Below are 12212 nucleotides of genomic sequence, written 5' to 3'. Positions count from 1 at the left end.
TCGTTCCTGACGCTCTTCAGATGGTCGACAGTGCAGTGGTTCGTGCCCATCATCCATTGCCCGGCAGGGCATTGCGCCAGCAATGTCCCGAGAGGGAGGCAGCGGGCGCAAAAGGGGGACTCCGCAACAGGGTTTGGCCGCTCAAAAGGCGGCTTCACGACCAAGATCCACCTCCGGGTAAATGCCGCTGGGCTGCCGATGAGAACTGACATCACAACCCGGCCAGACATCGGACTATCTTGGTTTGATCGGGTTATGGACGACAACCTGCCGGAGCCAGTCGAGCTCCTGGCCGACAAATAGTACGATGCCGACCGTATTCGCACCGAACTGCACAGCCGAAGCATTCGACCGGTGATCCCAATGCGAAAGTCCCGAAAGAGGCGCATTGGGTTGGATTGGCCCCTCTACCGGCTGAGGAACCTGGCCGAGAGATGTTTCAACAAACTGAAGAATGCTCGGCGTGTGGCAACCCGCTATGATAAGACAGCCGAAAGCTTCCTTGGCTTCGTAGATATCATTTCAATCCGCCTCTGGATCCGCCATTTGTCAACATGACCTAGACTGACCTGAAAACTTTGCAAAGTCCGCTTTCCTGCGCATTGCTGCCATCTGTCGTGCTCGATGTTGCAAGCGCAGCGAAAGTCCGATTTCCGCCGATGGTGTTGAAAAACAACGTGTTGCTAATGCAGAAACCAATGCCCAGAATTATCCGCGAGTGCCTTTCTAATCAGGCTTTCTGCGTTTGCTGCGGTGCGGGAAAGATCTTGGCCAGTTTGCGGAGGTTCTGGGCGGTGGCTGCGAGGAGAAATTCGTCGTTCGCACCACATGGGCCCCGTAATCGAAGCCTGCCCAGCCCGAGGATACGTTTGAGGTGGGCAAACAGCATCTCGACCTTCTTCCGAAGTTTCATCGAGACCTTGTATTGCCTGATCTTAGCAATATCGCGGGCAAGCTGCCAGGCGTCTTCGTGCTCTTCGCGGGTGATCTTACGTGCATCCGCGTTCGGGCAGCACTTTGGCTTCGATGGGCAGGCCTGACAGGTCAGCTTGAGGGCGCGATAACGGGCTGTACCTTTTCCGGATAGGCCCCGGTTGGGATCCGAGTAGTTGCGGCGAAACTGTTTCAGCGCATGACCCTCGGGACAGATGTATTGATCGTTTTCGGCATCCCATTCGAAGTCGGTGCGAGACCATGTGCCATCGGGACGTCCGGCCTTGACGATCACCGGAATATGAGGAGCGATCTTGCGATCAACCAACCAGCCCAACATCGGGCCAGATCCGTAGGCCGTGTCTGCAATCAGCCTTTCAGGGTGAAGATCGAACCGCCTTTTAACCCGGTCCAGCATGGTCTTTGTCGACCCCACTTCGGCTTGCCGGATGGACCTGGTCGCTTCGACATCCACAATCACGCTGTGATCTGTATCGATGAGGTAGTTATCGGAATACGCAAAGAATGCTGGCGCCTTGTGCGCCGCTGTCCATTGGCTAGCTGGGTCCGAATATGAAATGAACTTAGGCTTGACCGGCGATGCAGCACCAAACGCAGCCTCATCCAGAGTTTCCAGATATTCCCGAACAGCACGCGGTGCGGTCTTGGCATCGATCCGTGCAGCATCCCATTCTTCCTGTGATGCTGAATATTGCTTGGTCGCCTCCGCCTCAATCAAGCTGGCATCAATCGCCATACGCTGGCCGCTGACCAAACCTTCTGCAATGCACCGTGCCACTGTCGTTTCGAACACGTGCCGCAAGAGTTCACTCTCACGGAACCGACCATGGCGGTTCTTGGAAAAGGTCGAGTGATCCGGCACTCGATCAGTCAGATCGAGGCGACAAAACCAACGATATGCAAGGTTCAAGTGCACTTCCTCGCACAACCGCCGTTCCGACCGGATGCCAAAGCAATACCCCACAAGCAGCATGCGGATCAGCAACTCGGGATCGACGGAAGGGCGACCTGTATGGCTGTAAAAATCCGCCAAATGACTGCGGATACTATCCAGGTCAACAAATCGGTCAATCGACCGCAGCAGGTGATCTTGGGGAACGTGGTCCTCTAACGAGAACTCATAGAACAGTGCGGCCTGAGCTTCCTGTCTTGGTCCCATCATCATCCAATCTCCCTTTCAATAGGAGAATTGAATCAGCAGGATGGCATTCGATCAAGACAGAGTTTTTCAACAGAATATGGCATGATCATCGCAATAATACAGTATCTGGTGGGGTCATGACTAGTGAAGTTGCTATGTGCTCAAGTGTCTAATTTTCTGATTGGTTCTTTTGGAGCAGCAGTTCCGTTAGCTGATCAGTTGTCAATTCATCTAACGCACAATGCAGTTCCAGCCTGCCAGGAGTGACTGATCCAGAAACATGCAGGATCCCGATCGGAATCCGGAGTACATCACAGACACGCAATAGGTTTGTGTAGCTGATAGACCCATCACCGTTTACAAACGTTCCTAGCGTGTTGACGCCGAGTCCAGCTTTTTGGCCTACTTCTGCGGCCGACGTTCTTTTTAAAGCGAATGCAACGCGTAGGTTTTGCCGGACGATGTCCAGTCTAGGTTCATATTTTTTCACTGGATCACTTGGTTTTGTTAAAGGCGCTCAAGTTGGGCAGGGTATCACATTCGTTGTGAATACGGGAAGTCGTGAATGACCTTCGGCTGGGAGAGATGGCGACACCTTGGGAATATTGCTGCACCTAATCAAAAAAAATTAAATTTGAGATTCCTTTGGTCAACGCCGATGCGAAGCAAAATTTCTTGCCTTGCTAAAGTCAGTGGACTAACATTTTTTTGCGTCGTCAAAGAAACGTCGCCGGGATTGAGACCCCGTTTACTCGTAGGTGCCTAAAGCCGCACCGTTTGTTGCGGCTTTCTTTATGGTCAGGCGTTCAGGGCCGCTTTGTCGCGGGCCGCTTCCTACGAGCGGTAGTCTCAACTTTGTTCGTCTGGCCGCCAAGGGTTGTGCCTTTTGCGGTCGGTTGGGAATGCTGACTTTAGCAGATTGCATATGTGCTGCACAACAAAACCGATCGATTCAACAGAGACTTTAACCGAATTGCTTTCAAACGCCCATTCTCAGGCGCGCGCTATACATCATCTGGCTATGAATGACGTTAATCTTCCTCTTTCTAACCTACTTAATATGATCGAAGGAATGTCGTGCCTATTGGAGCGTGCTCTTTCTGAGGCCCACGAACGATCTGGCGATTTGTGGTTGGATATCATGAAAATTCAGCCAGACGTTCAGTCCAAAATACTTGAATTTCAGGTAAATCCATCATGAGAGGGCTCGCTAACTTCGCCTTCGAGGGTCGCCTGTTTCGGGTGGTTGAACGGGATGGAGAGCCGTGGTTCATTGCGGCGGACGTGTGTCGAGCTTTGGGTATTCAGAATATTGCTCAAGCAATTGGACGGCTGGATGAAGATGAAAGGGGTGTATGTTCAACATACACCCCTGGCGGAAATCAGGAGGTCTCTACCGTTTCCGAATCCGGTCTCTTTTGTTTGCTCTTGAGAAGTCGAGATGCTGTGAGCCCAGGCACTCAGCCGCATCGCTTCCGAAAATGGGTCACGGGAGAGGTGCTGCCAGCAATCCGCCAATCGGGCCAATATAGCCCGGCTGCGCTGCGCCATACACCTGTGCATTCGGACACACTCCATCAGGCGCTTGAGATTTGTCGCGAGATCCGATTGACTTGGGGCCGCGCTGCTGCCCGCAGTTTCTGGATCAATAGCAGTTTGTTAGATCTTCATAACCCTGAAGCTAGTCCCGATGACATGTCCGACACCGCTTTATTGTTGTTTTTGAAAGATAAATGCGAAATCACAGGATCGCATGGGGATTTTACGCGGTCACGTGAGTTATTGGCGGCGCTATTTTCCTATATAGAGGCGCGTGATCTTCCACGCATCGGGCTGCGCACTGCTTCGAACGCTTTGCGTGCTATGTCCGCCACCTAACGAGAGCCAGGCACCGGGGCACGGTTCTGGCACCACAAGCGGTCAGATACGGGGTATTGCGGTGTCAATCTGCGCCAATGATGCAATTTCCGGGGAGGGGTGCCGACGTGCCTCGCAAGGGAGCGGGGCGGCGGCCTGATCGTGGCCGGGCCGAGGCCACGCCCCCTGCTCCCCGCACCCCTCTGCAAAAAATAGTCAGCGTTGGGATTATCTCGATCCCTGTTCGGGACCGAGATAGGGATTTATTTTGCGATACTTTCGAGAGAATTATCTCAAGGTTTCAATCTGTTGCGCGATATCAAGGACCGGAGGGACTGAAATCCAGAACTTCTTTTGCTTTTGCACAGGGTAGGGGGTGCGGCCCGATCCGCCCTCGCGCGTAATGTGAGGTTCTTGGTCCCTGTAATCCCTAACTTGCGCTAGACTGTTTGTTTTCAATCACTTAGCGTTTCATGTCAGTCCCTCTCTAGTCCCTGATTGTTCCCTGAATGGGAGTAAGTCAGTCCCTAGCGGGGAATATCTCACTGTAGAAATAACAATATATTGTGATATTCTCTTGTCCGGTAACGACATGAGGGATTTGAGATGCACCATACAACCTATTCAACCCCGGCCTCTTTGGTTGCGGCGCTTAATCTTGATCTGATTGCTGTTGCGGCCGAGCGGCGTCAAGCTGTCGGCAAAGGTGATGGCGAGCGGCCGTCTCCGAGCATCGCCTCTGATCCTGTGGCTTTGGTCGAGATAAATGACTGGATGCCGGGAGCGCTGGAGGTGATGATTGAGCTGGGGCAGAAAACGGCCAAGCGTCGAGCGCCTGCCTTCCTGTCGCGGTTCAATCCCAATGACGGCCGCTATCTGGTGGCGATGGCCTATCTCGGCGCGGTCGAGCGGATCGGCAGCTTGAAGAGCGTGACGCTCTCCGCCGAGGCCGAGGTCTCGGGCGGGTCTGGCGTTGTCAGTGACTGCGGCGTGACGTCGCGCGTCCAGGACGTGACCCTTGTGCGGTTGGTGCATGGTGTTGCGAACCGATGGAAATGGGATCTTGCGCGCCGGTCGTTTGTCCGATCAAAGCCTCATGTTGTTCTGTTGCCCCGTCGCGGCAATGAGCGGGATCCGATCACCGCCGTCGCGTTGCTCAACGCGATCCTGATCGAGGGGCTTTCGATGGCCGAGATCCTGCGTCGGTTTGGGTGGTCGGTGCAGTCAAAGCACCGGGACCAACTCACCGAATCCGCCGAGCAAATGCTTCAGCGGATCGGCGACAAGCTCGGCTATTCAGCGCGGCTCTGATCGAGTTAGGACCGCTTTGTCGCGAAAAGTTTGACAGATCGGACCTCTCTCACGTACCGGATTCGGCATGGTCGAAATGACCCGGCCGGGCGGCTCTTGTCTCAGCTCCTTCATCTTGGTCATCCGCCCGGCCAACTTTCCCAAAAGTTTCAGCGATTGCGAGGCCGGAACACGGCGAAAGATCCTCGGCCATGGCGGCGGCTTTACAAGACCGCCTCTTAGTTGCGTCTCGCAAGGGCGCAGAAAGAGCGCGAGCCGCTTTGTGCAACCTGCCAGATGCTTGACAGGACGAATGATGGAAGCCTCAAGGGTGATGGCACCCCTCAGACGGACCCGCGTCGCCGCAATCTGGTTGCGGATCATAAGATCCCCCATCGTGGAGACGAGCCTTGTTCTATGATCCTGACAATCTGCAATCGCTCTGCCCTGATCATCATGATCGGGATAAGCAGATCGAGGAGATTAAAGGTTACTCGGAGCGGCGCGGTGCGAATGGCTGGCCTATAGATCCATGGCACCCGGCCAACCAATAGAGGTTATGCCTCCGTCCTGAAAATTTTTCAGGGGGGGGGAGGGTGAAAAACAAAAGGCTCAACGCTTGGGACCGAAGAGAGAGCCTTTCTGTGTAACACACGGGAATTGAATAGAGTTCTCCACTCTGAGAGGTGATTTGATGAAAGGCCGTAAGCCCGAAGGGGGCGGCGCTGTCGTTCCCATGCGGGAGGATGTTGTTGACCAATTCAATCTTGATGAGCGCGGGCGCGAGCGGATGCTTTCGCTTGAGCCTGAGGATCTAAACCCTGCTCACCGCGAGATCTATCGCCGCCTTGCGCTGCCTTTGTGCCACCCGACCCGGGATCGGTTGAATGAGGCAAATATTTTTATGTTTCACCAGCTCGTGCGGGCGGTTGCGCGGCACGAAAAACTTTTGATCGCTATCGAGGATAGTGAAACCTACACCACAAAAACCCGGGATGGCATACAGGAAAAAGCAAAGCCCGAAGTTGCCCAGGTCAATGAAACCTTTCGTCAGATCCGCACTTTAGCCGGTGAGTACGGCATGACGCCGCAAACCGAGCGCAGCCTGACAGGCGGCGGTCAGATGGGCTTTAACTTCCCGGATCCAGCAGCGGAGAACTATTTCACATGAGCGACGCGACGCGGATCCCTCCGCAAGAGGATCCGGTCACGGCATGGGCGCAGGAAGTGGTAGCCGGTGAGGTGGTGGCAGGTCCTAAAATCCGCGCCGTCGCCGCTCGACATCCGCGCAACCTCGATTAGGGACCAGCGCGAGGTCTGGTCTGGCATCTGAATGCGGCGCATCACGCGATCGGGTTCTTTCCGAAGATGTGCTTTCTAAACAGTGCACGTTTGAGAGGCGGCCGTTCAGGTTGCTTCCGTTTCTGGCGTTCTGTGTAGGTGCACTGTTCGGCTGAAAATGTTCCGAGGATCATCTGGATCCCGAAAAGTGGGACCGCCGTCGCGTTCGTTGCAGCTATGACCAGGACGGTCAAGTCACGGCAACAGCCCAGCTAGCGGCCCTATTCTGACCGAGGGTTATCTCGCCTGGGAGGGCAAGACCGCCAAGCAGATGCGGGCAAGCGCTAGGATTGCACACCTACATTTCTGCAGTAGGCGCAATCAGTCTTGGGGGCAATAAAGCACCAGACTTGGATTGATGCGCAAAGCGATGGTGGTCCCATCGAACTGACACGCAGCGCCCTTTGTTATCAGATGTTGGTGTAGATCATCTCGGATCAAGCGAAAGATCGGGATGTGTCCCTGGAATCACTATGCTGGAGTTGGTCCTCGAAGGCTGCGCTTTTTCAATGCGGAAGATGAGGAGGGAAGGGCGTCGCGACATCACGGGTCCAGATCTCCGGAGGATCTGGCGGCGACGCTCCGCAAGGTCTTTTTCGTGTGATCCCCGGGCGGAACGGGTAGGGAACGCTTGCACCAGTTTTGCACCAAAGTGTGGTGCAAGTGCTCTAAACGTCACAGAATATCAATGAATTTCACAGAATTTTGTGACATTAGGTTTTTATACTTTTTTACTCAAAAACCCTTGTATTTCTTGGCGCTTATCGAATACACCGGCCAGCGGAGACGTGGCCGAGTGGTCGAAGGCGCTCCCCTGCTAAGGGAGTAGGCCCGGAAGGGTCTCGAGGGTTCGAATCCCTTCGTCTCCGCCACCAAATCTTCGTATGATGTTTTTTGTGATGGCTTACACGTTTTGAAGGCTTTATCCCCCACATACGCCAAGAAATAACGTGATCGGAAGGTTAGGGGTTTCGTTTCCAGCACTCAATGACCCGGCCCTTCGAAATACACGCGGGACGCGGTGGGTGCGAAGCTTGCTCTCGTGATCGACCATTGGTGCCTGGATTGTCGGCAAATCCGCTAAAACCACCGAAATCGGTACCGTTGGTGTTGCAAGAGCCGGCACTACCGGGGTGTTTCTGAATTCGGATGACTGTTCGGTATGAGGCTGCTGGCGCTCGAAAGGTTGACCACCGGTAAAGTTGATTCAGCGGACAGGTCCTATTTGCCGGTTTGACTGCCTTGGAACAGACTGCGGATTACCCGCTCAACTCCAAACTGGCCGATGGAAAACTCTGCAGAATTCTACCGGTCCATTCCTTTGGGACGGCGCAAAGAGCTGTGGACAGACCGTCAGCTAAGGCTGCATTGGGTGCGGAAACGGAAACAGTGTGGTTGCTTGGGCTTGGGCCGAATGGGTTCAGGATATGGCCCTGGTCGCCCGGCAAGAGCGTGCCTGCAACCGATGATGTGGCTACTGAGCGTTCTCGCAAAGTGATCTTCCTGAGGACTTGATTATTGTGACCAGCAAGGCCGACCCGCCAGTCTTGCCCGTCACCTCGCTGACCCATTGCCACGATTTCTCCCATGTTAACCAGAACATCGCGTAAGCCAAAGGACCGTAACAGCGCCGCAATGCGATCGGTGATTGCGCCTTGTGCGATACCGTTCAATGTCAAGGCTGAGACACCGGGCTCTGGCAGCTGGATAGCATCAGCGTCATATCGGACTCGGTGCCAGCCGACAGTTTCTTGGGCGGCAGTCAATTCAGAAGCGCTGGCGCGCGCGGCCATCGCCCTCCAGACGGGTTGTATTGTGGGGTCAAAAGCCCCGTCTGATGCACTGTGAAGGGTCGAACACAGGCTCAGTACATTCAACAGCTCGGGGGCTGGTTGCTGCAGCAATCCGCTTCGGTTCAGCTCTGAAATCTGTGATCGCGATCGGTACAGACTAAAGATATCTTCCAGCCGGTTCAGTTCAGCTTCGATTGATGTCAGCAGGGGCGCCGCCTCTGCCTCAGAAAGGCCAACAAGGTCAAGGCTGGCTCTGGCCCCCAGCGCGATGCCACGCCAATGCGCGACTGGTGCGCCAGATGCGACCGCCGGTAGCGCGGCGCATGCCGCAGACATGATCAGAAAACGACGTCGGGACAAACGGCTCATGCTGGTGTCTCCAGTTTCAAGTCCAGATCGACGGGGCCAAGCACTTCGGCGTCGGGTATGTCAGTCAGGGGCAAAGCGGACCCTCCGTACAGGATGATGAAGCTGTCCGCATCGGTCGGGTCGGCAAAGGGCACGACCTCGCGCGCGCCCATGCCGCCGGCGACATTGGCCCCGACGACGAAAGTCGCACCTTCGGCATTGATCCAGTTGGATTGACCTGGTTGATGCCAGCTTGGGGCGGTTCCCATATCGCTGACATAGATTGCAACAATGGCTGCCTCGCGTTCGGGGCTTTTGAGATAGGCAACCATGTCGCGAACCTGCGCAAAAAACAGCGGTGTGGGATAGCCGTCGAGGTGAATCTGTCCTTTTGGACCGCCATGTTCAGCTATATTCATCTGGCAAAAAAAGCTGAGTGCGTCTGGTGTCAGATCGACCGGGTCAGGCGCGGCAATCTGTTCTTCCTTACAGGCAGTCAGGGCGAGTAGAGCAATCAGGAAAAGACGCTTCATGGCTCGACCCTTCGGAACGCGAGCCGGGCAAGTGCAAGGCCTAGCAGGGGCCAGATCAGCAAAGACAACGGGGCGGCCCAGACGGGCAGAGCCTGCGCAGCGCCGGTCATGCCGGATGCCATCGCGACGCCCTCGGTTGCGGCGATATTCCACAGACGGAAAGCGTCGGCTGGGTTGGCCACCATCACCCATGGAAAGACGGATTGAGTGAAGGTGCCGCCCTTGTCCATGACGACGGCCCCCAACAGGCCCAGATCATAGAGGACGACAAAAACCAGCCAGAGCCCGGCCGACAGACCTGCTGCCGCCGTGGCCCCCTTTGCCAGGGCGGACAGCAAGTATCCCAATGCCAGAAACACGGCGCCCAGCACGATCGAAGTGAGGATAAGACGGACCAGAGCCAACAGGCTTTCTGGACCGGCGCCACCGAACCATGCTGCCACCGCGCCAGCCGTGCCAAAACCTATGGTCATCGCAAAGGCAAGCGCCGACAAATGGGCGGTGAATTTTCCCAACAGGATTTCTCCGCGCCCGGCGGGATAGGACAAGAGCAGCGATAAGCTGCCCCGGTCCACATCGCCTGCGATGGCGTCAAAGGCAATCATCAGTGCCAGTAGGGGGGCAAGATAGACCGACAGCGTCGTCATCGAGGCAACCGAGACAGTCAGCATATCTACGCCAAGCGTGCCTGTGGGTGCACTGCCTGCAAAGGTAAGTGCCAGCGCGAATAACACCATGATCAGTGTCGCCATCAGCAGCCAGCGGTTGCGGCGCAGGATCAACATTTCAGTGCGGGTGATGGCGAGGAAGCGGATCATGGCCTCTTCTCCTGTGCATAGTAGCGATAGAGATCTTCCAGCTTGGGCGGTGTCATTTCCACATCTGCCACCGCATCGCCCAATCCGGCGATCCGGCGCAAGGCCTCCATCTTGTCGTCGACGGTGCAGAGCAACTCAACGGACGCGCCATTGATCCGGCTGCCGCCCAGTTTGGCGGCCAAGGCGTCAGGGTTAGAGCTGGCGCGCACCTTCAGGCGGATTGGCAGACCCGCCAGTGCCGAAAGGTTGTTTAACGTGTCATCGGCCACCATCCGACCCCCGCGCATGATTGCGATCCGGTCTGTGCGGGCCTCGACCTCAGTCAGGGCATGCGATGCGATCAGGACGGCGGTGCCTTTTGCGGCCAGTTCGTCGATGATGGCGTACAGATCCTGCCGAGAAATCGGGTCCAGTCCGCTCGTCGGCTCGTCCAGCAATGCCACTTTCGGCTGCCCCAGCAGCACTTGCGCCAATCCCAGACGTTGCCGCATCCCCTTGGAGTAGGTCCCGATCCGTCGGTCCAGCGCGTCGCTGAGGCCAACACGTTCCAGCAAACCGGGTACATCGGCCTTGGACCCCGAGAGCTGCGCGAACAGCGTCAGCTGTTCCCGGCCCGTAAGCGCCGGGTGGAAGGACACCGCCTCGGGCAAGTACGCCGTATCCCGCCGCGCCTGTGCGCTGCCGGGTGTGGCGTCTCCGATTCGAATGGCTCCGCCCTCAATCGGGATCAGGCCAAGGATTGATTTGATCAGTGTCGACTTGCCCGCGCCGTTATGGCCCAGCAGCGCCACGCGCTGACCGGGGGCAAGGGACAGGGTGATATCGTCAAGAACGCGGGTTTTGCCTCGGTCCTTACAGACGTTGTTTATCGTCAGGGCCTTATCCGTCATGAGGCACCTTTTTCATAGCTGAGGGTTCAGGGGCTCGCATCAATGGATTGCTGTCCATCACACCCCCCGGCAATAGTGCCGGGAAGGCTGATTGCGACCAGCGCACCAGCTGCACGGCAGGGGAGCCGAGCAGCAGCTTGGCTGCGGGTTGGGTCCACAGCACATGGTCCATCGAGTCATTGGGGCGATAAGGGGCATCAGCGACGCCGTTGCCATCCACATCATAGGCGGCGAAATCGGACCAGTAATTGCCGCGCCCGTCTTCAGACCACTCGACCCACTTGGTCGAAACGTATTTCACCTGAGTCCGGTTTCCGACAAAGGCGTTGCCGACGATACGGTTACGTTCTGACCCAGCAGTGAAGTGAATGCCGATGCCGCAACCCTCGAACCAGTTGTCGGTGAATTCGTTCTTGTTCGAGTTATACAGGAAGGTGCATTTCTCCTTTGCACCCTTAACGACGTTCCCGGAAATCACGCTCTTGTTGGCGTAGTTCAGCATCACACCATGTTCGCGATCATCAATCGACACATTGCCGGTGATTTTGACATTGGTCGTGAACATCACCGCATAGCCCAGATCATTGCCGATCGAGACGTTATCGCTGACCACCGAGTCGTCGGCATACATGTAGTGCACCGCGAACCGCAGGTCGCGGAACAGGTTTCCAGTAAAGGTGTTCTTCTTGGACGAGTTCACAAAGATCCCATCGCGCCCGTACCGGATATCATTGTCTTCGACCCGCGCACCCGGTGCGTTCCAGACATAGACGCCGTTGCCGCGGTCATTCATCCGCTTGTCCTGACGCCCTTCGATCCGGTTGCCGCGCACGACGCTGTCCTTGGCGCCGTGGATGTCGATGCCATAGAGATTGCCCAGCAACACATTGCCTTCGATCACCGGCGCATGGGCCGTTTTGACCAGCTGAATGCCACTGTCGATCCCATCATGGCTCGAGCCCGAACCAATCACGGTCAGACCGCGCACGGTCACGCCCGGTCCGGTCACGGTGATGACGCTGCCGACGCCTTGTCCGTCAATGGTGGCCTGCCCCAGCCCATCAATTGTGACGGGCCGGTCCAGAACCAGTGTTTCCGAATAAACGCCGGGGCTCAGGCGAAGGGTGTCTCCATCCGCCGCCTGTGCCAGTGTTTCATTGATGGCCCCCGCCCGATTGGGCACGTCCCAATCCGCCGCCCAAAGGGGCGAGCCGAGCAGGAGCGGTATGAGCAGGGGCCAACGCATG

Annotated in this window: 9 protein-coding genes, 1 tRNA gene and 1 pseudogene; 5 read left to right on the top strand and 6 right to left on the bottom strand. The window is 56.3% G+C overall.

Annotated features, from left to right (window positions below):
- Window positions 1-558: pseudogene (locus AC2FLB_RS11050) on the top strand (IS5 family transposase); the annotation flags it as partial.
- A 172-nt stretch (window positions 559-730) separates the two neighbouring features.
- Here AC2FLB_RS11050 and AC2FLB_RS11045 read toward each other — a convergent pair.
- Window positions 731-2116 carry an IS1182 family transposase gene (locus tag AC2FLB_RS11045; RefSeq protein ID WP_496709257.1) on the bottom strand — a complete coding sequence of 462 codons (1386 nt, stop codon included), beginning with the start codon at window positions 2114-2116 and terminating at the stop codon, window positions 731-733.
- Window positions 2117-3292: 1176 nt separating this feature from the next.
- Between AC2FLB_RS11045 and AC2FLB_RS11040 the strand changes: the two genes are divergently transcribed.
- The 4 genes from AC2FLB_RS11040 to AC2FLB_RS11025 all read left to right on the top strand — a co-directional run bounded on the left by AC2FLB_RS11040 (window position 3293) and on the right by AC2FLB_RS11025 (window position 7455).
- Window positions 3293-3973, top strand: a complete 681-nt coding sequence (locus AC2FLB_RS11040) for a BRO-N domain-containing protein (RefSeq protein ID WP_496709256.1) — start codon at window positions 3293-3295, stop codon at window positions 3971-3973.
- Window positions 3974-4558: 585 nt separating this feature from the next.
- A complete protein-coding gene (locus AC2FLB_RS11035) occupies window positions 4559-5263 on the top strand; it encodes a hypothetical protein (protein ID WP_496709255.1) in 705 nt (234 codons plus the stop codon).
- Window positions 5264-5936: 673 nt separating this feature from the next.
- Window positions 5937-6413 (top strand): P27 family phage terminase small subunit, encoded by a 477-nt coding sequence (locus tag AC2FLB_RS11030; RefSeq protein ID WP_496691884.1) that lies wholly within the window; start codon window positions 5937-5939, stop codon window positions 6411-6413.
- 952 nt (window positions 6414-7365) lie between these two features.
- Window positions 7366-7455 (top strand) — tRNA-Ser (locus tag AC2FLB_RS11025).
- 387 nt (window positions 7456-7842) lie between these two features.
- Here the strand turns inward: AC2FLB_RS11025 and AC2FLB_RS11020 are convergent.
- The 5 genes from AC2FLB_RS11020 to AC2FLB_RS11000 are packed head-to-tail and all read right to left on the bottom strand — an operon-like array spanning window position 7843 to window position 12211.
- Complete coding sequence (locus tag AC2FLB_RS11020) at window positions 7843-8745, bottom strand: FAD:protein FMN transferase (protein ID WP_496691883.1); 903 nt, start codon at window positions 8743-8745, stop codon at window positions 7843-7845.
- Window positions 8742-9257: a nitrous oxide reductase accessory protein NosL gene (locus AC2FLB_RS11015; RefSeq protein WP_142635212.1), complete on the bottom strand. Its 516-nt coding sequence runs from the start codon at window positions 9255-9257 to the stop codon at window positions 8742-8744. Before AC2FLB_RS11015 ends, AC2FLB_RS11020 begins: the two co-directional genes overlap by 4 nt.
- Entirely contained in the window at window positions 9254-10075 is an 822-nt protein-coding gene (locus AC2FLB_RS11010; protein ID WP_496709254.1) for an ABC transporter permease, read from the bottom strand. Before AC2FLB_RS11010 ends, AC2FLB_RS11015 begins: the two co-directional genes overlap by 4 nt.
- A complete protein-coding gene (locus AC2FLB_RS11005; RefSeq protein ID WP_496691881.1) occupies window positions 10072-10965 on the bottom strand; it encodes an ABC transporter ATP-binding protein in 894 nt (297 codons plus the stop codon). The genes AC2FLB_RS11010 and AC2FLB_RS11005 overlap by 4 nt, the downstream gene beginning before the upstream one ends.
- Window positions 10955-12211 carry a nitrous oxide reductase family maturation protein NosD gene (locus AC2FLB_RS11000; protein ID WP_496691880.1) on the bottom strand — a complete coding sequence of 419 codons (1257 nt, stop codon included), beginning with the start codon at window positions 12209-12211 and terminating at the stop codon, window positions 10955-10957. The genes AC2FLB_RS11005 and AC2FLB_RS11000 overlap by 11 nt, the downstream gene beginning before the upstream one ends.
- Window position 12212: the final 1 nt, after the last annotated feature.

This window comes from Ruegeria sp. CDSA236 (assembly GCF_059611285.1).
The sequence above is the reverse complement of the archived record's forward strand: the minus strand, read 5'-3'. Positions and strand labels throughout refer to the sequence as shown.